Annotated in this window: 20 protein-coding genes and 7 tRNA genes; 17 read left to right on the top strand and 10 right to left on the bottom strand. The window is 51.8% G+C overall.

All coding sequences use genetic code 11. The features are described 5' to 3' along the window. The first annotated feature begins 144 nt into the window (after positions 1–144). From aor to A3K92_RS01165, 5 genes are all read left to right on the top strand, one after another. Positions 145–1,962 (top strand): aldehyde ferredoxin oxidoreductase, encoded by a 1,818-nt coding sequence (aor, locus tag A3K92_RS01145; protein WP_088884529.1) that lies wholly within the window; start codon positions 145–147, stop codon positions 1,960–1,962. A 71-nt stretch (positions 1,963–2,033) separates the two neighbouring features. After that, positions 2,034–2,282, top strand: a complete 249-nt coding sequence (locus tag A3K92_RS01150) for a MoaD/ThiS family protein (protein WP_088884530.1) — start codon at positions 2,034–2,036, stop codon at positions 2,280–2,282. 1 nt (position 2,283) lies between these two features. Beyond that, complete coding sequence (locus tag A3K92_RS01155; RefSeq protein ID WP_088884531.1) at positions 2,284–3,435, top strand: tungsten cofactor oxidoreductase radical SAM maturase; 1,152 nt, start codon at positions 2,284–2,286, stop codon at positions 3,433–3,435. A 53-nt stretch (positions 3,436–3,488) separates the two neighbouring features. Beyond that, positions 3,489–3,574 (top strand) — tRNA-Ser (locus tag A3K92_RS01160). A gap of 21 nt (positions 3,575–3,595) precedes the next feature. Next, positions 3,596–3,670 (top strand) — tRNA-Cys (locus A3K92_RS01165). Between the two features lie 20 nt (positions 3,671–3,690). On the opposite strand, the gene A3K92_RS01170 is transcribed toward A3K92_RS01165, so the two are convergent. Then, positions 3,691–4,902: a DEAD/DEAH box helicase gene (locus A3K92_RS01170; protein ID WP_088884532.1), complete on the bottom strand. Its 1,212-nt coding sequence runs from the start codon at positions 4,900–4,902 to the stop codon at positions 3,691–3,693. 71 nt (positions 4,903–4,973) lie between these two features. Continuing rightward, a tRNA-Lys gene (locus A3K92_RS01175) sits at positions 4,974–5,051 on the bottom strand. Between the two features lie 109 nt (positions 5,052–5,160). On the opposite strand from A3K92_RS01175, the gene A3K92_RS01180 reads away from it, so the two are divergent. The 7 genes from A3K92_RS01180 (at position 5,161) to A3K92_RS01210 (ending at position 11,091) form a co-directional block, all read left to right on the top strand. Next, a tRNA-Leu gene (locus A3K92_RS01180) sits at positions 5,161–5,248 on the top strand. A gap of 270 nt (positions 5,249–5,518) precedes the next feature. Then, positions 5,519–5,722: an archaeal histone HpkA gene (hpkA, locus tag A3K92_RS01185; protein WP_088884533.1), complete on the top strand. Its 204-nt coding sequence runs from the start codon at positions 5,519–5,521 to the stop codon at positions 5,720–5,722. Positions 5,723–5,790: 68 nt separating this feature from the next. Next, a complete protein-coding gene (locus tag A3K92_RS01190) occupies positions 5,791–7,065 on the top strand; it encodes a TIGR04013 family B12-binding domain/radical SAM domain-containing protein (RefSeq protein WP_088884534.1) in 1,275 nt (424 codons plus the stop codon). A gap of 47 nt (positions 7,066–7,112) precedes the next feature. Beyond that, positions 7,113–7,457: a hypothetical protein gene (locus A3K92_RS01195; protein WP_088884535.1), complete on the top strand. Its 345-nt coding sequence runs from the start codon at positions 7,113–7,115 to the stop codon at positions 7,455–7,457. Positions 7,458–7,511: 54 nt separating this feature from the next. Beyond that, positions 7,512–7,904, top strand: coding sequence for a toprim domain-containing protein (locus tag A3K92_RS01200; RefSeq protein WP_088884536.1), 393 nt, complete (start codon positions 7,512–7,514; stop codon positions 7,902–7,904). Beyond that, entirely contained in the window at positions 7,901–9,319 is a 1,419-nt protein-coding gene (dnaG, locus tag A3K92_RS01205; protein ID WP_088884537.1) for a DNA primase DnaG, read from the top strand. The genes A3K92_RS01200 and dnaG overlap by 4 nt, the downstream gene beginning before the upstream one ends. A 50-nt stretch (positions 9,320–9,369) precedes the next feature. Then, complete coding sequence (locus A3K92_RS01210) at positions 9,370–11,091, top strand: glutamate--tRNA ligase (protein ID WP_088884538.1); 1,722 nt, start codon at positions 9,370–9,372, stop codon at positions 11,089–11,091. 323 nt (positions 11,092–11,414) lie between these two features. Here A3K92_RS01210 and malP read toward each other — a convergent pair whose 3' ends face one another. Beyond that, positions 11,415–13,907: a maltodextrin phosphorylase gene (gene malP / locus A3K92_RS01215; protein WP_088884539.1), complete on the bottom strand. Its 2,493-nt coding sequence runs from the start codon at positions 13,905–13,907 to the stop codon at positions 11,415–11,417. A 99-nt stretch (positions 13,908–14,006) separates the two neighbouring features. Beyond that, entirely contained in the window at positions 14,007–15,881 is a 1,875-nt protein-coding gene (locus A3K92_RS01220; RefSeq protein ID WP_088884540.1) for a phosphoenolpyruvate carboxykinase (GTP), read from the bottom strand. A gap of 175 nt (positions 15,882–16,056) precedes the next feature. On the opposite strand from A3K92_RS01220, the gene A3K92_RS01225 reads away from it, so the two are divergent. Together A3K92_RS01225 and tmk are read left to right on the top strand one after the other, a co-directional pair. Then, on the top strand, positions 16,057–16,764 hold the full coding sequence (locus A3K92_RS01225) for a phosphohexomutase domain-containing protein (protein ID WP_088884541.1): 708 nt from the start codon (positions 16,057–16,059) through the stop codon (positions 16,762–16,764). Positions 16,765–16,841: 77 nt separating this feature from the next. Then, positions 16,842–17,468, top strand: coding sequence for a dTMP kinase (tmk, locus tag A3K92_RS01230; RefSeq protein ID WP_088884542.1), 627 nt, complete (start codon positions 16,842–16,844; stop codon positions 17,466–17,468). 144 nt (positions 17,469–17,612) lie between these two features. Here tmk and A3K92_RS01235 read toward each other — a convergent pair. The 6 genes from A3K92_RS01235 to minD all read right to left on the bottom strand — a co-directional run bounded on the left by A3K92_RS01235 (position 17,613) and on the right by minD (position 20,820). Next, positions 17,613–17,690 (bottom strand) — tRNA-Val (locus tag A3K92_RS01235). A 12-nt stretch (positions 17,691–17,702) separates the two neighbouring features. Continuing rightward, a tRNA-Ala gene (locus A3K92_RS01240) sits at positions 17,703–17,780 on the bottom strand. 73 nt (positions 17,781–17,853) lie between these two features. After that, positions 17,854–19,365 carry an AMP phosphorylase gene (locus A3K92_RS01245; protein WP_088884543.1) on the bottom strand — a complete coding sequence of 504 codons (1,512 nt, stop codon included), beginning with the start codon at positions 19,363–19,365 and terminating at the stop codon, positions 17,854–17,856. Positions 19,366–19,447: 82 nt separating this feature from the next. After that, on the bottom strand, positions 19,448–19,696 hold the full coding sequence (locus A3K92_RS01250) for a hypothetical protein (RefSeq protein ID WP_157722398.1): 249 nt from the start codon (positions 19,694–19,696) through the stop codon (positions 19,448–19,450). A 90-nt stretch (positions 19,697–19,786) separates the two neighbouring features. Beyond that, positions 19,787–20,035, bottom strand: a complete 249-nt coding sequence (locus tag A3K92_RS01255) for a hypothetical protein (protein ID WP_088884545.1) — start codon at positions 20,033–20,035, stop codon at positions 19,787–19,789. A 5-nt stretch (positions 20,036–20,040) separates the two neighbouring features. Beyond that, positions 20,041–20,820: a cell division ATPase MinD gene (gene minD / locus A3K92_RS01260; protein WP_088884546.1), complete on the bottom strand. Its 780-nt coding sequence runs from the start codon at positions 20,818–20,820 to the stop codon at positions 20,041–20,043. A 164-nt stretch (positions 20,821–20,984) separates the two neighbouring features. Between minD and A3K92_RS01265 the strand changes: the two genes are divergently transcribed. The 3 genes from A3K92_RS01265 to A3K92_RS01275 all read left to right on the top strand — a co-directional run bounded on the left by A3K92_RS01265 (position 20,985) and on the right by A3K92_RS01275 (position 22,168). Then, positions 20,985–21,344 (top strand): hypothetical protein, encoded by a 360-nt coding sequence (locus tag A3K92_RS01265; RefSeq protein WP_232460885.1) that lies wholly within the window; start codon positions 20,985–20,987, stop codon positions 21,342–21,344. A gap of 12 nt (positions 21,345–21,356) precedes the next feature. Continuing rightward, a complete protein-coding gene (rpiA, locus tag A3K92_RS01270; RefSeq protein WP_198361946.1) occupies positions 21,357–22,043 on the top strand; it encodes a ribose-5-phosphate isomerase RpiA in 687 nt (228 codons plus the stop codon). A 37-nt stretch (positions 22,044–22,080) separates the two neighbouring features. Then, positions 22,081–22,168: transfer RNA gene (locus A3K92_RS01275), tRNA-Leu, on the top strand. Positions 22,169–22,202: the final 34 nt, after the last annotated feature.

Consider the following 22,202-nt stretch of genomic DNA (forward strand, 5'->3'; position numbering starts at 1 on the left):
TACTGTGATATTTATGGCTTTCCCCCGAAAAACCGAAGACCTTTTTGTAAACAGCAGTGGCTAACAAAAGGGATTTTTGCGTATAAGGGTGTTTTCCTAAACCCTTATATACTTCGATGTACTGATATGTCATGAGGTGTTTTTATGTACGGCAACTGGGGAAGGTTTCTGCGCGTGAACCTCTCCACTGGAGAGATAAAGGTTGAAGAGTACGACGAGGAGCTCGCCAAGAAGTGGCTGGGCAGCAGAGGCCTGGCGATATACTTCCTTCTGAGGGACATGGACCCGAAGGTCGACCCGCTTAGCCCCGAGAACAAGCTGATAATTACCCCCGGCCCGCTGAGCGGAACGAGCGCTCCAACCGGTGGAAGGTACAACGTCGTCACGAAGAGCCCGCTGACGGGCTTTATAACCATGGCCAACTCCGGCGGCTACTTTGGTGCCGAGCTGAAGTTCGCCGGCTGGGACGGAATCATCGTCGAAGGAAAGGCAGAGAGCCCGGTCTACATCTATATCAAGGACGACAATGTCGAGATCCGCGACGCGAGTCACCTCTGGGGCAAGGTCGTGAGCGAGACCGAAGAGGCCATAAAGAAAGAGATAGGGAGCAAGAAGCTCCACATAGCCAGCATAGGCCCGGCTGGAGAGAACCTCGTTAAGTTCGCGGCCGTTATGAACGACGGCCACAGGGCGGCTGGAAGGGCTGGCGTTGGTGCTGTCATGGGAAGCAAGAACCTCAAGGCGATAGCAGTGGAGGGAAGCAAACAGGTTCCGATAGCGGACAGGCAGAAGTTCATGCTCACCGTCAGGGAGAAGATAAACAAGCTGAGGAACGACCCCGTTGCTGGTGGAGGATTGCCGAAGTACGGTACCGCCGTTCTGGTCAACATAATTAACGAGAACGGTCTCTATCCAACGAGGAACTTCCAGACGGGTGTCTTTGAGCACGCCTACGAGCAGAGCGGTGAGGCGATGACTGCCAAGTACCTCATAAAGAACCAGCCGTGCTACGCCTGTCCGATAGGCTGTGGAAGGGTCAACAAGCTCCCGACCGTTGGTGTCACTGAAGGGCCTGAGTACGAGAGCATCTGGGCGCTCGGAGCGAATTTGGGCATAAACGATTTGGCCAGCATAATAGAGGCCAACCACCAGTGTGATGAGTTCGGTCTCGACACCATCTCGACAGGTGGAACTCTGGCAGCTGCGATGGAGCTCTATGAGAAGGGCTACCTCACGGACGAAGAGCTGGGCGACGCTCCGCCCTTCAGGTGGGGCAACACGGAGGTTCTTCACTACTACATCGAGAAGATAGCCTACAGGAAGGGCATAGGCGACAAGCTCGCCGAGGGAAGCTACCGCTTCGCCGAGATGTATGGTCATCCAGAATACTCGATGAGCGTCAAGAAGCTTGAGCTTCCGGCATATGACCCGCGTGGTGCAGAAGGACACGGTCTCGGTTACGCAACCAACAACCGTGGTGGCTGTCACATCAAGAACTACATGATAAGCCCAGAGATACTCGGCTACCCGTACAAGATGGACCCGCACGACATAAGCGACGACAAGATAAAGATGCTCATCCTCTTCCAGGATTTGACGGCCCTCATCGACGCCGCTGGACTGTGTGTCTTCACGACCTTCGGCCTTGGAGCAGACGACTACCGCGACATGCTCAACGCTGCCCTCGGCTGGGACTTCTCAACTGAGGACTACCTCAAGATTGGAGAGCGCATCTGGAACGCCGAGCGCTTGTTCAACCTCAAGGCCGGACTCGTTCCGGAGAGGGACGACACCCTGCCAAAGCGCTTCTTGGAAGAGCCGATGCCCGAGGGGCCGAACAAGGGTCACATTGTCCGCCTGAAGGAGATGCTCCCGCGCTACTACAAGCTCCGCGGCTGGACGGAGGACGGAAGGGTTCCGAAGGAGAAGGCGGAAGAGCTAGGCATAGCGGAGTTCCTCTGATTCTTCTTCCCATTTTTGTCCAGCAACTCTTTTATGTTCTCCCAAGGAGAACCTGAGTTAAGGTGATCTTCGTGCTGGTTAAGCTCTTCGCGACTCTAATTGAATTCACTGGAAAGAGAAAGCTGGAAATAAATGGCCCGAAAACAGTTGGGGAACTTTTGGAAGAGCTGGATCGAATGTTCCCCGGCTTTAAAAAAGAGCTTGAGCAGGGATACATAATTCTGGTGAACGGAAAGAACATCGAACACCTTCAGGGCCTTGATACACCCCTCTCGGATGAAGACACCGTTAGCATATTCCCACCAGCAGGGGGCGGTTGAGATGGGCATAAAGTTCACCTTAGACAAGGAGTACACCTTCTCCCTCTGGGACGGAAAGGTTATAGTCAGGCCGAAGCTCGACATGAAGTACCTCTACCTCGAGATTACGAGCCGCTGTAATCTGAAGTGCGAGATGTGCTTCAAGCAGTACTGGGAAGATGAAGAAGGAGACATGGACTGGGAGCTATTTCTCAAGATCCTCGACGATGCTGAGGAGTTCCCGGAGCTTAAGATGATCTACTTCGGTGGTATAGGGGAGCCGACCGTTCACCCACGCTTCATGGACATGGTAAGGGAAGTTAAGAAGAGGGGCTTCGCCCTCGGAATGAGCAGTAACGGAACCCTCCTGACCGACGACATGCTCCGCGAGTTCGCGAAACTCGGCGTTGATTTGATTTACTTCTCCATGGACACGGTTCCAACGGCTCAAAACGCCATAACCCTCGGCCACATAGCGGCCGCCGTAACTGCCGACAAGATAAGGAAGCTCGTCAAGTACCGCGAGGAGTACGGGACGCACAAGCCGAGCATCGGCGTTGAGGTCGTTGTCACCAAAGAGAACTACCAGGAACTCCCCGAGCTGGCCAAGTTTCTCCTCGACCTGGGGGTCGATGCGATGCTCGTCTCGAACCTTCTTCCGCTGACGCCGGAACAGGTCGATGATATAGTCTACGATGGTAGCGTTGACATGACGCCGATCCTTGACGAGCTCTACAAGATAGCCCACAGCGGCCTCTCCATAAAGCTGCCCAAGTTCGAGCTGAGGACCGAGAGGCAGTGCGACTTTGACGAGAACAACGTCGCCGTTGTCCGCTGGGACGGTGAGGTTGCACCCTGCTACCGCTTCCTGCACACATACAAGGAGTACATCTTCGGCAGGGAAAAGAAGGTGAACGCCTACTCCTTCGGCAACGTCAGGGAGAAGAGCCTTGCTGAGATATGGACGAGCGAGAAGTACACGTGGTTCCGTTTCACCATGAAAAATTACATGTATCCCTCCTGTACCGACTGTGACCTAAGGGACGCGTGCGACTTCGTCAAAACGACCGACATAGACTGCTGGGGCAACGAGCCCAGCTGCGCCGACTGTCTCTGGTCAAGGAGGATAGTCCAGTGCCCGATTCCGCAGTACATGTTCGGGAAGTTCTTCTGAGATTCCAAAAAGCTTAAAAACCCTCACAGGCCCATATACGTTGGGCGTCAAGTGCCGCGGTAGCCTAGCCTGGTAGGGCGCCGGCCTGCTAAGCCGGTGGGCGGTGCCCACCGGGGTTCAAATCCCCGCCGCGGCGCCATCGTCTTTCTTCGGGTCAAACGCCGGGATAGCCTAGAGGCGAGGCGAGGGACTGCAGATCCCTTCCACCCGGGTTCAAATCCCGGTCCCGGCTCCAATTTTCCTCGTTAAAAGAGATCAAAAAGAGCTTTGTCTTCTATGATTCTTTTTTCTTCCCCACCTTTGTCGGTACTCTCTTTCAAGCTCTTCGTTCCTGAACGGGTCTCTGTAGGATGGGATTAAATCTGTGCTTATCTTTGACTTCCTGACCTCTACTCCTGCCTGTTTGGCTATGTATCTGAATCTTCTAAATTCTCCTGGCTGGAGAAGGGTTACTGCTTTGCCTTTTTTCCCCATTCTTCCAGTTCGTCCTATCCTGTGGATATACTGTTCTGAGTTCATTGGAATGGAGTAGTTAATAACGTGGGTGATTCCAGTTACGTCTAGACCTCTGGCGGCAACGTCAGTAGCGACCAGTATCTTGGTTCTTCCCTCTTTGAACCTTCTAAACGTCCTTTCTCTGGCCGCTTGGCTCATGTCCCCGTTAAGGGCCTCTGCTTGATAACCATCTCCCCTCAGTCTGCTTTCAAGTTCCCTGGTTTCTCTCTTGGTCTGGCAGAAGATTATCCCGTAGAAATCTTCCTTAAGAATTTCCTTCAGTACTCTGTACTTTCTTCCCCTGGGTACTTCCACGTATTCCTGCTCAACTTCCCCTGGAACAAGCTCATCTCTGCTTACTATGACTATCTCCGGATCCTTCATGTATTTCTTGGCTAGAAGAAGAACGTCCATCGGCATAGTGGCCGAGAACATGAGCGTTTTCTTTTCTTCGGGTAGTTCTTTGAAGATGGCTTCGATGTCCTCCTGAAAGCCCATATCGAGCATTCTGTCCGCCTCGTCAAGGACAAAAAACTTCACATCGTCCAGTTTAAGAGTACCGCGTCTTATATGGTCAAGTATTCTCCCTGGAGTGCCGACGATGACGTGAACTCCTTTGCTGAGGGCCTTTATCTGTGGCCCTATTGGCTGGCCTCCATAAATAGCATAAACGTAAATCCTCTTCTCTCCCCGGAGACTTTTGATTTCATCCGCGACTTGGAGGGCAAGTTCTCTGGTAGGCGTGATTATCATTGCCTGAACGGATTTAACTTTTGGATCAACGGTCTCGATTATGGGGAGGGCAAAGGCGGCAGTTTTTCCGGTTCCAGTCTGGGATTGGCCTATTAAATCCCTCTTCCCGGACATCAGAAGGGGTATAACTTCCCTTTGAATGTCCGTTGGTTTGCTAAAACCTTTTTTCCTAACCGCCACTAACGTGGCCTCGGATAAACCTAATTTTTCAAAACTCATTTTCCTAAACTCCTTATGCTTTTTCAAACGCATTCCTTCTCAAACGGAACGCGTCGAGAAGAAACGCGATCTGGCGGGCCGGGGGGGATTCGAACCCCCGACCTGCGGATTAAGAGTCCGCCGCTCTAACCAGGCTAAGCTACCGGCCCGCAACCCGAAAGCATAGACGGGAAGTTGATTTATAAATCTTTTGGTTGTTCGGTTCGTCTGCTGAGGGAAAACTTTATAAATACACTCTGAGCCCTATAATTGGGCAACGCGGGGGTTGCCGAGCCTGGTCAAAGGCGCGGGATTGAGGGTCCCGTCCCGCAGGGGTTCCGGGGTTCAAATCCCCGCCCCCGCACCAGTATCGTGTTGATTCTCCTTCTGTAAAATTGCTATTGAGAGGCTTCTAGAATTGTGGACTTTCAAAGGTTCTACTCCCCGGTCGTCGATCAGGGGAACATCTTTTCTGCTGTCTCAAAACTGACTATTGAGTTTTGATATTTTGGGCAGGAATTCTTTTTTGGAGAGGTTTACGGCGATATCTCCCGTCCAAACCCTCCAATTACCGAAAGCTTTATATATCTCCAATTCGTTAGAAAATAACGAAAAGCCCTTTAAGGAGGTGTTGGGAATGGCTGAGTTGCCGATTGCCCCAATTGACAGGCTTATAAGGAAGGCCGGTGCCGAGAGGGTCAGTGAGGAGGCCGCCAAGGTTCTCGCCGAGTACCTCGAGGAGTACGCCATAGAGATCGGTAAGAAGGCTACCGAGTTTGCCAGGCACGCTGGCAGGAAGACCGTTAAGGCCGAGGACATCAAGCTCGCCATCAAGGCTTGAAGTCTTTTGGCTTTTCTCTTCCATTTCTGAACCGTTACCGTTTTAAGTTCCTTCTCGGGCATCAGACCATGCCCGAGATAGCCGTTAGGATGACCAAGAGAAATCACAACGCCTTTGTCCACCTCCTTGGAGCTTTGGAAAGTCAGGGATTTGATCTAAGCGAGCTTCTCATAACCAAGGATTTTAACGAGATTCTAAAGGCGCGACCAAAGGTTGTCCTCTACTCATTCTTCACAGAGGAGATATGGGGTTCCCTTCCGAGGGAAGTCAAACTCCTAAAGGAGCAAGGTTCTCTGCTGGTTGCCGGCGGTTATCATGCCATAGCTATGCCAAAGCATACGCTAAACCAGCTCGGTTTTGATATTGCAGTCATTGGCGAGGGTGAAGAAGTTCTATTTCAGCTTCTCACAACGCTCAGGAGAACCGGCTACAGAAGAACTAAAGACCTGCTGGACATTAAGGGCCTCGCATTCTACCTCAACGGCGAGTTTGTTTTCACCGGCTTTACAAAGGTTGAGGACTTCTGGCGCTTTCCACCTTATCCCGAATCCGTGGGGCTTATCTCACCGATAGAGATTACCCGGGGCTGTCCCTTCGGCTGCTACTACTGTCAGACTCCTTATATTAAGGGGTTCCGTATGAGGCACAGACCAATAGACCAGATAGTGAAATACTCACGCAGAATGAAGGACATGCGCTACATCACCCCAAACGCTTTTGCCTATGGTTCCCCTGGTGCGATACTGAAGCTGAACAAGCTTGAGGCCCTCCTAAAGGCGCTTCAGCCGCTGAGGAAGGAGGGCAGACGGCTTTTCTACGGCACCTTCCCAAGTGAGGTAAGACCGGAATTCGTCCTGCCCGAGACCTTGGAACTCCTCATTGACTACGCTGACAACAGAAAACTAGCCATCGGCGCCCAGAGCGGAGATGATGCAATGCTCAAAGCAATGCACAGGCTTCACAAAGTCGAACACGTTAAACGGGCTGTAGAATACATGATAGAGTACGGCTTCGAGCCTGTTGTGGATTTCATAGTCGGCCTGCCCAACGAGAGCGTTGAAAGCCAGAGGAAGAGCATCGAGCTTATGAAGTGGATTATGAGGGAGGGTGGAAAGGTTCGCGCCCACTACTTCATGCCCCTTCCGGGAACACCATGGGCGAGGTGCAAGCCAACCCCCTTGAGCGACGAGATGAAGAAGTTCTTGGGTAGAATGGCGGCAAAAGGTAAAATAGAGGGCTCCTGGGGGGTTCAGATAGAGCTCTCCAGAAAGCTCCAGAGGCTAATGGAGGAGTTCTACGAGGAGCCCATGAGCCACACGGTTCCGGTAAGGAACGCCTGCTAACGAAAAAGTTTTATATGTTTTTTTACAGAGATTAAACCGGTGAGAATATGGAGAAAAAGTGGCTCCTCCTGATGATCTCGGCGGCTCTGTTTATAGCTTTCTCGTACCTTGTATGGAATACCTCGGGCCTTATGTTTTCGATCCCCTTCTCAGCGCTGCTTCTGCTCTCGGCATCAAACCCAAGGTGGGCCGGGATGATCTTCTACTTTTTCATAGGTTTTCTGGCGGGCTTTGTGGTGGCCTTGATAATAGGTGTAGAAACCAATGCAACCGGCTGGAAATCGGGAGCACTCATGATTCTACCGTTTATCGGGGCATTCCTGGCCCTGTATTATGGAAAGAAAAGCAACTATCTTTCTTGGCCGGTTTTTGGATTCAGGTACAAGCTTTGAGTACCCGCCAATAAACTTATAACCACATTTTGTTGTCATCAGAACGACGGCGAAATGTACGCCGAAAACTATAAAAGGTTCCTGGAGCTTATAGACAAACTGCGAGAGTTTGAGGGGGCCATCATAGTTGAAGGCCCGCGAGACGAGGTAGCTCTGAGGAATTTGGGGGTCAGAGCGGAGATAATAAGGCTGTCACGCTTACCGCTCGCTGAAATAGCGCTCATCGCATCCCGGTATCATGAGGTCATGATCCTTACAGACTTCGACAAAAAGGGCGAGGAGCTTGCCAAAAAGCTCCTCTGGTACCTGGAGGGTTATCCCTGCAGAGTCGATGCAGAGACCCGCAGAGAACTCAGGAAAATCCTTAAAAAGGATATAAAAGGCATTGAGGATCTCTATGGGCTGTACCTCTCCGTTTCTGGCCCCCATTTGGAGGGGTTTCAATGAAGAGGAAGAAGCACGTCCTTCATCAGATTTTGTCCGAAAAGAGAAAGGCAGAAAAGATAAGGGGTGATAACATGTCAGCCAAAGATGAATTTGGGACGACTAAATATATAATCTACGCTGAGTTTGAGGCAAACGGCGTTGTTGAAAGGCCCGACGTCGTCGGTGCCATTTTTGGCCAAACTGAAGGTCTTCTCGGGGACGATCTCGATCTTAGGGAGCTTCAGAAGACCGGAAGGATTGGAAGGATCAGAGTTGAGGTCCACACAAAGGCCGGAAAAACCTACGGAACGATAACGGTTCCATCTAGCCTTGACAGAGTTGAAACCGCTATTTTGGCCGCTGCACTGGAGACTATAGACCGCGTTGGTCCGGCAGAGGCCCACATAAAGGTCCTCCGCATCGAGGATGTAAGGGCGACCAAGAGAAAGTACATCATAGAGAGGGCCAAAGAGATACTTGAGACCCTCATGGAGGAAGAGATCCCCGAAACGCAGGAGCTCACGGAGGAAGTTAAAAAGGCTGTCCGTGCCAAGGAGCTCATAGAGTATGGCCCCGAGAAGCTCCCCGCTGGACCTCACGTGCCCTTCTCAGACTCTATCATAGTCGTGGAGGGCAGGGCAGACGTTCTCAACCTTCTCAAGCACGGCATAAAGAACGCGATAGCCGTTGAAGGGACCTCAATCCCAGAGACGATAATTAAACTCAGCAAGGAGAGAATCGTCACAGCCTTCACCGACGGCGACCGCGGTGGGGAGCTTATACTTAAGGAGCTCCTCCAGGTTGCCGATGTGGACTACGTTGCCAGGGCACCGGAGGGGAAGGAAGTTGAAGAGCTCACCAAGAAGGAGATAGTGAAAGCCCTTAGGAGCAAGGTGCCTGCAGAACAGGTCATAACCGAGATGTTTTACAAGGGAAAGAGCTTCTACGACATCGTTAAGGAGAGGGAAAAGACCTCACAGATAAAGCCCGCGGAAAGACCCGAGGTCCCGCCTGAGGTGAAGGTTGAGAAGAAACCGAAGGCGGAAGCCCAATTCAATGAAAAAACAGGAGAAGAACCAAAAGAAAAGGCTGGGATTAAGGCGGAGGAGGCCAGGATAATCAAACCCATCCAGCAGCAGCCAAAGAAGGCCCCCGAGCTGGAGGAGTTTGCGGACTTCATAGAGAGAGTTAAGAAGGAACAGACCGCCGTTCTGCTCGACAAAAACAAGAACGTCATAGCGGAGATCCCCGTCAGGGACTTGCTGACGACGATAAGCAACAGGGACAACGTTTACGCCGTGATATTCAATGGTATAATCACCCAGAGGCTTATAGACATCGTCAGCGAGAAGGGCGTCAAGTACTTGATCGGGGCTAGAAAGGCCAACGTGGTCAGAAGGCCAATAGACCTGAAGATAATCACTTTTGCCGAGTGATTTGGGCTAACTTTATAACTCCTCCTTTTCTTCTCTTCCCGGTGGTGAAAATGGAAGTTGAGACGCTAATCTGGAAGTACGCTCTGGTTAACGCTTACACCCACAAGGGAAAGGCAAACCCGAAAGCCGTTATCGGAAAGGTTCTCGGTGAGAACCCCGAGCTAAGACCAAAGGCCAAGGAGATAATCCCCCTCGTTAATCAGATAGTTGAGAAAGTTAACGCCATGAGCATCGAGGAGCAGGAGGGAAAGCTAAAGGAGCTTTATCCCGAGTTCTTTGAGGAGAAGAAGGAGAAGAAGGAAGAGAAGAAGGGCCTTCCACCACTCCCCAAGGCTGAGAGGGGAAAAGTCGTCACGCGCTTTGCCCCTAACCCCGACGGTGCCTTCCATCTCGGAAACGCGAGGGCGGCTATTCTAAGCCACGAGTATGCCCGCATGTACGACGGCAAGTTCATCCTCCGCTTCGACGACACGGATCCGAAGGTCAAGAGGCCCGAGCCCATCTTTTATGAGTGGATTAAGGAAGACTTGGAGTGGCTTGGCTTTAAGATTGACGAAATCCACATAGCAAGCGACAGGCTTGAAATCTACTATGACTACGCCGAGAAGCTGATCAAGATGGGCAAGGCCTACGTCTGCACCTGCCCGCCCGAGAAGTTCCGCGAGCTTAGGGACGAGGGGATTGCCTGCCCGCACAGGGACGAGTCTGTGGAGGTTCAGCTGGAGCGCTGGAGGAAGATGCTCAACGGTGAGTACAAGGAGGGCGAAGCGGTAGTCAGGATAAAGACCGACCTCAAGCACCCGAACCCCGCCGTAAGGGACTGGCCGGCTTTAAGAATCATAGACAACCCAAACCACCCAAGGACGGGCAACAAGTACCGCGTCTGGCCGCTATACAACTTCGCATCGGCCATAGACGACCACGAGCTTGGAGTTACCCACATCTTCCGCGGGCAGGAGCATGCTGAGAACGAGACAAGGCAGAGGTACGTTTACGAGTACTTGGGCTGGGAATACCCGGTAACGGTACACCACGGAAGGCTGAGCATTGAGGGAGTTATCCTCAGCAAGTCCAAGACGAGAAAGGGCATTGAGGAAGGTAAGTACTTCGGCTGGGACGACCCGAGGCTTGGAACCATCAGGGCACTTAGGAGGCGCGGAATCCAGCCTGAGGCCATTAGGGAGCTCATTATAGAGGTCGGCCTCAAGAGGAGCGATACGACGGTGAGCTGGGACAACCTGGCGGCCATAAACAGGAAGATAGTCGAGCCGATAGCCAACCGCTACTTCTTCGTCGCTGATCCTGTTCCGATGTACATTGAGGGCTATGACAAGGAGTTCGTCGCCGAAATACCTCTCCATCCAGACCACCCGGAGAGGGGAACGAGAAAGCTGAAGTTTGAGCCAGGCAAGCCGGTGTACGTTTCCAAGGACGACATTGAGCTGTTCACGCCAGGCAACTTCGTCCGCCTGAAGGACCTCTTCAACGTTGAGATAGTTGAAGCCAACGAGAACGGCATCAAAGCTAAGTTCCACAGTGTTGAGTACGAGATAGCCAGGGAAAACCGCTGGAGGATGGTTCACTGGGTAACCGAGGGCAAGCCCTGCGAGGTCTGGGTTCCGGAGGGCGAGGAGCTGATAATAAGGCAGGGCCTCCTCGAGGAGGATGCAGACGTTAAGGTTGACGAGATTGTTCAGTTCGAGCGCTTTGGCTTTGTGAGAATAGATGAGGTAAAAGACGGAAAAGTCAGGGCGATATTCGCCCACAAGTAATCGTTTCCACTTTAATTTTTATTCTGGAAAATAGAAAAAAGCTCCGGCCTCCTCGGGAGCCGACGGGTGCCACTATCAAAGCCAGGAATGCTGGGGCATAGAACCGCTTTGAGTGCCATTTCGGTAACTTGATGGAAGTTAGTAAAGTAGTACTTGGGCCACCATAATAATCTCAGTCGCGTTTATGGCAAGAACCGGTAAGAGGAGCAGCGCATTACTTGAACTGCAAGTCATTTAATGCCGTATTTCAGCAAGATCCATAGAAACAGGCCTAAATGGTACCCCTTCAGGACCATCATAAAAAGAATGGGAGATTAAAAACCTCAATCGAGGCCAATCCACTTTACAAGTCCGAGGAGGAACTTGTGTGGGAGCTTTTCGTGGTGGGGGTGAATTCTTACCGCGTAGTGCCAGCAGGGATCGCCAAGATGCCTGAGAGCGTTGCCCTCGTAAACGTAGAGCCACTCGCCTTCTCCAATTTCCTGAGGATGTCTGAGCTCGACTATGTGGGGTTTCTCTATCTCATACCCCTTGGCGCGAACACCGTAGTAGAGCTCCACCCTCACGTCTTCGGGTCTAAGGCCGTCCAAGTAAACCCTGACCTCAAGCTTGCCGTTATTAACGCTGGCCTCCCTAATTTCAACATTCGGCCACGCTGAGGTGACGCGGTCCTTCCATGCGGCAATCTCCTTTGCCCCACTGTAGTTATCCCTCGTGAGCCAGATGTAGTTGCTCATGGCCTTTGAGTAGAACTTGTCCATATACTCCTTGACCATCCTGTGGGTGCTGAAGCGCGGGGCTATGCTCTTTATGCTCTCCTTCATCATGTAAATCCAGCGGCTCTTGTTCTCGTAGTAAGTCGGGATGACCTCCTCCTCAAGGAGTCTGTAAAGGGACTCGGCGTCCTTTGCATCATCTTCCTCGGTCTCAGGCTCGGTGGTTTCCTCTCCAATAACCCAGCCGTTCTTGCCGTTGTAGCCCTCGACCCACCAGCCGTCGTAGATGCTTGCGTTGAGGACACCGTTAAGGCCGGCCTTCATGCCGCTCGTCCCGCTGGCTTCAAGCGGTCTGCGCGGGTTGTTTAGCCAAACATCAACTCCAGCTACCATAAGCCTCGCGCTTCCCATGTCGTAGTTCTCGAGGACGAATATCTTGCCCCTGAACTCGGGCATCTGGCTGACCTCGTACACTCTCCTCAGGAACTCCTTTCCAGCTTCGTCGCGCGGATGGGCCTTTCCACCGAAGACTATGTACACTGGTCTCTCCGGGTTGTTGAGGATCTTCTTCAGCCTCTCAAGGTCGTTCAGGATGAGTGTTGCCCTCTTGTACGTGGCAAAGCGTCTGGCAAAGCCTATTATGAGGGCGTTCTCGTCTATCGCTGGTATTGGATCATCAATTCCAAGTCTCTTGTTTCTCTCCATTACCTTTCTCCTGAGGAGCTCTATGAACTGTCTCTTGGCTTCGAGGTGAGCCTCCCATAGTTCTTCATCGGGAATTCTCTCGACGGCGTACCAGACACCCTCAAGGTTCGTGTGCTCACGCCAGACCCGGCCTATGTACCTGTCAAAGAGCTTCCTCATCTCGTTGTGGACCCAGGTCATGGTGTGGACTCCGTTGGTTATGCCTTCTATTGGGATCTCGTCGAGAGGAACCCCTGGCCAGAGGTTCTGCCACATGCGCTTGCTTACCTCTGCGTGGAGCTTGCTGACACCGTTGACGTAGCTTGAAGTCCTTATTGCAAGCAGTGTCATGTTGAGGTGGTCACCCTCGCGGCCGAGTTCGAGGAGCTCGTCTCTCCCCTCAAGGAATTTTGAAAGCCTCTTTCTCACCTCTTCAATAGGAAACCTGTCGTGGCCTGCAGGGACCGGCGTGTGGGTTGTGAAAATGGTAGTTCCCCTGACGATGCTCAAAGCTTCCGTGAAGGTTAGCCCTTCTTCCATGTACCAGGCAATTCTCTGGATGTTGGCAAAGGCGGGATGCCCCTCGTTGAGGTGGACGACGCCAGGTTCGATGCCTAGAGCCTTCAAGAGTCTCATCCCACCAATTCCGAGGAGGATTTCCTGTTTTATTCTCTTGTCCATCTCGGCGTTGTAGAGGTAGTCGCAGACCGTTCTGTCCTCTGGGCTGTTCTCGGAAACGTCCGTGTCGAGGAGGTAGAGCTTGACCCTACCGACGTTAACCTCGAAGGCTCTCGCATAGACGATCCTGTCCTCAATTGGAACTTCAATGAGGAGAGGTTTTCCATCCTTGCCCAGAACGGGTTTTATGGGCATTTCTTCCGGCCTGTATTCGGGGAATATCTCCCTCTGCCTCCCGTTCTCGTCTATCTCCTGCCTAAAGTAGCCGTGCTTGTAAAGGAGGCCTATCGCTATGAACGGAAGGCCCAGGTCGCTGGCGGTCTTGACGTGGTCTCCGGCGAGGATTCCGAGGCCACCGGAGTAGATCGGGAGACTCTTGCTTATTCCATATTCCATACAGAGGTAGACTATCGGCTTGTCCCATTTGGGGTAGTTGGTCGAGAACCACGTTGATCTCGGATTCATGTATGCCGTGAACTGGTCCATAACGAGCTCATAGAGGTTCATGAAGTCGTCGTCCTTAAGGAGTTCTCTGAACCTCTCTTCGGGTGTGTCCAGAAGGAGTTTGACCGGATTCTTGTACTCGCGCCAGTGCTCCGGGTCTATGTACTCCCAGAGCTTGGTGGCACGTCTGTTCCAGCTCCACCAGTAATTATACGCCACATCAACGAGATCGCCCAGGGGATAAGGAAGCTTCTCCCTTATTAGATCTTCAACCGTTCCTGGACTATCTGTCATGGCAACCACCTTATATCATCGTCGGTGATACCAGATTGATTCCGACCTTAAAAAGTCTGTCCCTCGGCAGGTGACGAAAGTGAAGAAAACAGAAGGGAATCAGGCGCCCTCAAAAATGAAGGGACTTATGTAGTCGCCGTACTTTTCCCTGGCCTCAAGCAGGCGTTTCCTCTCCTCTTCGAGAACCTGGAACAGCTCTTCTGGTACGTTATCGAGCTTCCTGTAGATCTCTTCGATGCGGTCTATCTTTGCCAGAAGCTCCGGAACCCTTATCGTGAACTGCCTCTCGTAGGCCTCTCTCGTGTATTCTTTGTTCAGGACCTCCTTGAAGAGCCTCTTTAAGTCCTCGTACTTCGGTATGTAGCCTATCGGGGTCTCTATTGCATCGACGTCGCCGTGAACCCTCAGCTCCATCCACTTGAGCCAGACCGCCTTGTCGAGCTTGTGGTTGAGCCAGTTGCCCTTTTCATCGCGGAGGAAGTAGTTGACGGCAAAGATTTTCGGCGATTTCCTGAGCTTTCTGCCGAACTCAAGGTAGTTCCTGAGGTAGTCGCCGAGGTGGACGCTCATGAAGTCGAGGATGGCCATTGGATTAAAGGCCCTAACTCCTTCCTTGCCGAGCGTTGCCGCCGTTGTCTCGCTCTCAAGAGAGGCACCCATGGTTATGACACCGTGCTCCCAGTCGAAGGCTTCTCTCACCGGTGGCCAGGTGTCCGCGTCCCTGCCACCGAATATCATGCCGCCAATTTCGACACCGCACGGGTTCTCAAGGGCTTCTAAATCTGCGTTGGGGAAGTGTTCAAGCGAAACGGTGAAGCGCGCGTTCTTGTGGCTCGGCGGTATCTCGTTGCCCTCTTTATCTTTCTTTCCGCGCCACCACTTTCCGCTGTGGTTTTCGCCCTCGTCGGGGATCGGGACGCCCATGTCGTTCCAGTAGGGCTTTCCATCCTTCACCAAAACGTTCGAGAAGATTATCTCGACCGGCGAGTGGAGAACCTGCCATATTATCGGATCGTCTTCGGGGTTTACGCCCTGGATGATGCCGAAAACACCCTTCTCGACGTTCGCTCCCCTGGCAACTCCGTTGACCGGCAGGATGAACGTTAGGTCGTCGCCGACTATGTTCTCCCACGGAATCATGGCCGTCGATGTCTTCCCACACATGCTCGGGTATGCTCCTGTGAAGTAGGTCTTCCTGCCGTGCGGGCCGTTCACTCTCATCAGGAACATGTGCTCGCTGAGCCACCCCTCCTCGACGGCCCTCTTGATGGTCAGCCTGAAGGCGAGCTTCTTGAGGCCTATCGTGTTCCCGCCGTACTGGGTGTTGACTGAGTAGACGGTCTCGTCCTCGAGGTCAATGTAAATTCTCCTCTTGTCGAGGTTCTTGCTCGTCTTCCTCTCGTCCAGCTCTCCAGCCGAGTGAACGAAGCGGAAGAACTTGGCCTGTCTTCCAAGCCTTTTAAACTCCTCGTAGCCTTTCCTGTAGAGAATGAACTCAGAGTGGGCAACGTAAGCGGAATCGGTGAGCTGGACGGCCGGAATCGTGAAGATCGAGTTTTTAGGTCCGAGGACGAAGAAGCAGATGAAGAGCTCCTTGCCCTTCATAACGCCCCTCATGAGCTCGCGTATCTCTTTCAGGCCTTCGTCCCGATCCTTGGTGTTTATATAGGGGAGCTTCTTTCCGCCCGGCAGGAGGATTGCTGTGTTTGCCTTGTCCCTCGCCTGGTCGTAGTAGTTGTCGTAGTGGACGGTGTGGTTCGGGGTTTCGAGCATCTTCTCCTCGCCGTAGTAGAGGGCCTTCCAGCGGACGTACTGCTCGTCCTCTTCGCTGTCTGTACAGACGAAGACCTTATCCGGCTCAAGCCACTCAATCCAGTCCGCCAGAAAAGCATGAAGTTCAGGGCTGTCTATTGCCTTTATCTTCTCGAACTGCTCTTTATCGAGGAGCTTTTCAAGCCTCTCAAGGGGTTCCATGATATCGCCTCCTGAAATCCTTGGGAGAATGTATTAAATAGTTTGTCAGAAACACTAAGTACTGTACGGAATATTTAAGTCCATCGAACCACAAAGTTTATCATGAGGGCGGCGTGTATATTAAGGGAAAGCTTGAAAAAGAATAACACTCCTGGTGATACATGGAGGTGATAGCATGGAACTGTACCATTCAGAAAAGTTCAAGCCAGAAGAGCTGGCGCTGTTGGGGCGTGCAGTGGGTACGGTTGCCCATGGGACAACCATAGTGGGAAGGGACGGAAGGGCTCTCTCAAGGTACGGTAAGAGAGCCATGGTCGTTGGAATCGTCAGTACTGGATCAACCATAATGGACGTCAGGTTGATCCCTCTCATTGCTCTCAAGGACTTCGCTCACAAAAAGGGCCTCCCCCTGGCGTACGTCTACTACTACAACGGGGTAAGAGTTGAGGTCAGCGGCCTCGACGTTGAGGAAATCGAAACGATACTCCAGACCAGGAGTTTTATTGAGGCCCATCCAAGTGATATCGGCGCGACGGTTTATTATCCCAACGCTCTCGACGATTTCATGAACGAACTTCTCAAGAAGTACCACATGAACCTCGAGATGAAAGTCCTTGTTGATGCCATGAACACCCCGGCAGTACTCTTCTTCCCGCGCCTCTCGGAAGCCCTTGGAATTGACGTTGAGATAATGAACGACATGATGACCAGCTACCTTCCACCGAAACCAAAGGAGGTCTTTCTCCATAAGTTGAAGAAAGAGGGCTACGACTTTGGACTACGTTTCAGGCCAGATGGATACGTTGAACTCCACATTGGAGGGGAAGAATTGGAATTTGGAAGCATGTGGGCTCTGATGGACCACATTAAGAAGGCCTTCTGACTTTGTTTTCTCGCTTTTCTGTTCGCAAAACCATTAAAAGGCTAGTGAGATTATCCTCTCCAGTGGGGGTGAAATCCGTGGGGATATTCATTGTCTTGGAGGGCATTGATGGTGCTGGAAAATCCACTCAGGCTAAAATGCTGGCTGAATGGTTTGAAAAAAGAGGTTATGAAGTTGTTCTGACGAAAGAACCCACCGACACCGCCTTTGGAAAGCTCATCAGAAGACTCGTTCTGACTGGCGGTAGGGAGGGTATCATAGACGGAGCCAGGATAAGCCATGAAGCGGAAGCGCTTCTCTTTGCCGCAGATAGAGCAGAGCACGTGGACAAGCTTATACGCCCCTCTCTTGAGGCTGGAAAAGTCGTTATCTCGGACAGGTACTTTTACTCCTCCCTAGCTTATCAGTGGGCCAGGGGCCTTGACCTGGAATGGCTCATAGACCTCAACAGGTTCGCCATCAGGCCTGACTTGGCGGTTCTTCTTGACCTTCCCGTGAAGGAGAGCATGCGGAGGATAAACCGGAGAAGCTTGAAGAGTGAGTTTGATAAAATCGTTGAATTGCAGCGGAGGGTCAGGGAGAACTACCTTAAGCTGGTCGAAATGTTCCCGGAAATGCGTATAGTCAACGCCCAGAACAGCATTGAAGACATACACAACGACATAGTGGGCCTTATCGAAGAAGAGATCCTTAAAAAGACTTGACACCTTGCTATTTTTCTTTTCCTGCGAACTGAACTTTTTTGGAAAGCCAGCTCAAGAAATGTCGCCCTTGGAGGAGTACAAAATTTTGTAATCGAACGGTTGTGAATACTTGCCCAGATTCTATCCCCGCAGAAGAGGTTTTGCTGGTGGGCCCGCGGGGATTCGAACCCCGGACCTCCACCTTGTCAGGGTGGCGTCATAACCAGTCTAGACCACGGGCCCGCCCAAAATTTGTGGTGGACCGGCCGGGATTTGAACCCGGGGCCTCCGCCTTGCCAAGGCGGCGCTCATACCAGGCTGAGCTACCGGCCCGCCTGAACGCCGTAATCACCTATCTGGGCGGGTTTATAAATTTTGCGGTGGTAACAAACAAAAAGTGAGGAAATCAGATGTTCCCTATCCTCTGGAGAACCATACCCTCTATCCTTATTGGCTCCGTTCTCCTGGCATAGACTATAGCTTGCTCCAGCCTAGCCTCGTTCTCTGCGTGAATCGTGAAGAGGGGATCGCCCTCCTTGACCTTCTCACCCACTTTGACGTAGAGCTCTATTCCAGCCCCTTTGTCTTCGGGTGCTCCCGCGGCCCTGGCTATTCCCGTTATCGCGCGGTTGTGAATGGCGGTGACGTATCCACTCGTGGGAGCGACGAAGGTGTATGTTTTGTCCCCCACTGGTATATCTTCCGGCTTGATATTGGGATCTCCCCCCTGGGCTTCTATGATCTCTTTCATCTTCTCCCAGGCTTTGCCGCTCTCAAGTATTTCCTTGGCCATTCTCTTTCCAGCCCCTGGAGGGGCAACTCCACCCATCTCGAGCAGTATTCCTGCCAGTCCGGTGGCTTTCTCTATTAGGCTTCCGGGACCTTTGCCGGTCATCAGAGCTGAAAGGGCCTCTCTAGCTTCGAGAGCCGGTCCGACGGTGTGTCCTATCGGCTGGCCACCGTAGGTTATCGCAACTTCAACGTACTGGCCGAGCCTCTTGCCGAGCTCTATGAAGTCCCTGGCTAGAGCCCGTGCCTGATCGATGGTTTCGACTTTGACTCCTTTTCCGGTGGGTATGTCGATGAGGACGTACTGGCTTCCCATGGCGTACTTCTTTGACATTATGCTCGCCAGCATGAGTCCCGTTGGGTCAATGCTGAGGGCGCGCTCAGCTTTTATCGTTATATCATCGGCCGGGGCGAGGTTCAAAGCGCCGCCCCAGACAAGGCAAGCTCCCACCTTCTCCACTATCCTTTTGATTTCGTCGAGGGAGAACGTCACATTCGCAAAAACCTCAACGACGTCGGCCGTTCCGGCGGCGCTGGTTATAGCCCTCGAGCTGGTCTTGGGTATGGTGAGGCCGGCCGCGGCGACGATAGGTACAACGAGGATGTTGGTTTTGTTCCCCGGAACGCCGCCGATGCTGTGGACGTCCATTATCGGCTTTCTGTCGATGTCAAGCATGTCTCCGGTTTCGGCCATCGCTATGGTCAAAGCAGCTATCTCATCCATGTCGAGGCCGTTTATCTCGAGTGCGGTTACAAAGGAACTTATTTCTATGTCACGGAGTTTTCTATCAACGATGTCCCTAACAATAGCCTCGATCTCAACTTTTCTGAGTTTCTCACCGTGCATCTTTTTCTTTATGTAGCGGACGCTCTCGGGAGTTCCTGCCGGCACGACTTCCACAACTTCGCCCTCTGAAAGATGATACAGTTGTAGGACATCCTTACTGACGCCCACTTCTCCTGGCTGAACAAAGCTGCTTATTACCAGGCTTCCGTAGATGCTCCTTTTGCCGGATTCTATTTTAACAAGGTCATCGGGGTGTAGCTTCGCGGCCTTCGCGTCCTCGGGGTTTATGAAGATGGAGTACCTGTCAGTATATGCATCCAGTATCTTCACGGTCGCCCTCATAGTCTTTCCCTCCTGATGACGGGTATCGGGATAATAGGATAAAACCCTTTTAACGTCTTCGCCAGTGTGAACAAAAAAGAATTCAGTAAGTGGGGCTATTCTGTGCTACTGGCGGATATGACTTTGGGGGAGATCTAAACCTTTCGAGAACCCGGGCAACGTCCTCGGCAACTTCAAGGAATACTGCGGGTATGGGAAATGTGGGATCGTACCTTGCCCTTATAACGTCCGAAACGTCGGCCGAATAGAGCTTCCTCTTAAAGAGGTACACCCGATCCCCCCTAATTTCCACGATCCGGTCTGGGTACCCCAGCCGGATCATGGCCATCACCGAAATTAGAAACAATAGGTAATTTAAAAAATTAACGGGACAATTATGGGAAATAGAAGGGTGATAAGTTAGGAATTTGAAAAAGACGGCTCACAGGTTTCTAACCTCTTCTTCAATACTCCTTTCGAGTTCTTTTTCCCATTCCTCTATGTCGAAGTCAACCAGTTCCTCTTCGAGTTCCTCTTTTAGGTTTGTGACACGTCTTTTGAGAGCGTTCTTGGTTTCCTCATCGTAGACAACGTAGTACGGGTTCTTCTTGGCCGAGAGGTACAACAGGAGGACTATCAAGTTCGTGAAAATAAGGACTATAAGCAGTGCCGCGTAGATTCCATCGGCCATTTCAATCACCTCTTTCCGCCGAATATTGCCTTGAAGACCCTCTTAATCGGGCTCTCTGGTTCGGGCGGCTGCCATTTGATTCCAGCCAGCTTTGCAGCGAGCTGTTTGATCGCTATCGCAGCTGGACTCGTTGGGTTCTTTATGACGAGCGGGACACCGTAGGCGCTGGCTCTCTTAACCTCTGGATCCTCGGGGATAACTGCTAGAACGGGAACTTCGAGGATGGCCTCTATTTCCTCCTGCGTGAGCTCGGTCTTCTCGTTGGTGACCCTGTTGAGTACAGCACCCAGAGGGAGCGTCCCGAGCTTTTCGGCGATCAGCTTCGTCTTGAGGGAGTCTGTTATGGCCGATATCTCCGGGTTCGTGACTATTATGAGCTCCTTACCGATGAGCAGAGCAGTAACAGATGTCATCTCAAGACCAGCGGGGGCATCGATGAGAATAAAATCGGCCATCTGGCTGATCTCCCTTATAACCTCCCTCAGTCTTTCGGGCTTGGCTTTCTTTATCTTCTCCAAGCTGAGTCCACCGGGAATGACTTTTACTCCGGCGGGCCCTTCGTAGATTGCCTCCTTGAGATCGGCCTCCCTCGCCAGAACGTCGTGGAGTGTTATTGGTATGTCTTCCATTCCGAGGATGAGGCTCAGGTTTGCCATCGTTATGTCTGCGTCTATCAGGATTACTTCCTTTCCGAATTGAGCGAGTGCCACACCTAGATTTGCAACCGTAGTGGTTTTACCAGTACCACCCTTTCCAGAGGCAAAAACTATGGATCTACCCTCCAAAGCCGGCACCTCCCGATATTTGATACATAAGCGCGGGGTTTGAGTAACCTATATTCCTTTTAAGGCGAAACAACTTTTATCTTTTGTGGTAGGCATGTACATAAAAAAGCCCTCTCAAAAGGTCTAGCAAACTTTTAAAAGACTTGGAAAAAGCAAATGGGTGGGTGAAAAAAGTGAGGCCGGACAATAAATTTGCACTCATCGTGTACCTCTGGGGGGCAATAACCGGGACCATTAGCGGGTTGCTTTCAACTTACTATCGTCCCGCTTGGATTATTGGTGCCCTTATGTTTCTAGCAACAGATCTCTTTGTAAAATTGCTCCTGGGGGATGATTTGCCCCAAGACATAAAGGAGCTTCCCGAGAGCGAAAGACGGAAGGCTATCCTGAGGAGGGGTTTCTGGGGATGGTTGCTGTTCTGGCTGTACTTCACGATGCTCGTATACACAATTGGAATAGAGTTTGAACCAAGGGCTTACAACAACCAGAGCCTTCTCTCAAAGATGATAAACGGAACTGGATAATGAGGTGGTAGTATGGATTTGGAAGAACTGAAAAAAACCGTCGCAATGGAGGCACTGTCATTCGTTGAAGACGATATGGTGATTGGCCTCGGTACTGGTTCGACAACTTCTTATTTCCTGAAGTTTCTGGGCGACAGAATCAGGGAGGAAGAGCTTGAGATATACGGCGTTCCAACATCCCACCAGTCAAGACTTCTGGCCCTTGAATACGGGATACCCATTCGGGCCCTCGACGAAGTAGACGCCATAGACATAGCGGTTGACGGTGCGGATGAGGTTGACCCCAACCTGAACCTGATAAAGGGCCGTGGGGCCGCTCTGACTATGGAAAAGATAGTCGAATACAGGGCAGGTACTTTTATAGTCCTCGTTGACGAGAGCAAACTGGTGAACAGACTGGGAGAAAAGATGCCCGTTCCAGTTGAGGTGATTCCTGCTGCTTGGAGGGCCATAGCTGAAGAAATAGAAGTCTTCAACGCCAGGGCTGAACTCAGGATGGCGAAGAAAAAAGACGGCCCTGTTATAACTGACAACGGCAACTTCATACTGGACGTTAAGTTCGAAAGAATCGACGATCCACTTGATATGGAAATAGAGCTCAACACCATCCCTGGCGTTGTTGAGAATGGGATATTCGCGGATATAGCCGATATAGTCCTCGTTGGAACTCCTCAGGGAGTTAAAAAGCTGGAACGTTAAGTTTATAAGGTGGCTTTAATTTTCTCTCTCTGGCGGCGCGGGGGTTGCCGAGCCTGGTCAAAGGCGCGGGATTCAGGGTCCCGTCCCGCAGGGGTTCCGGGGTTCAAATCCCCGCCCCCGCACCACAAAACCCCAAAGAACCGGGAAGGTGCTTTTTCT

The sequence above is a fragment of the Thermococcus gorgonarius genome, assembly GCF_002214385.1.
Taxonomy (GTDB): Archaea; Methanobacteriota_B; Thermococci; order Thermococcales; family Thermococcaceae; genus Thermococcus; species Thermococcus gorgonarius.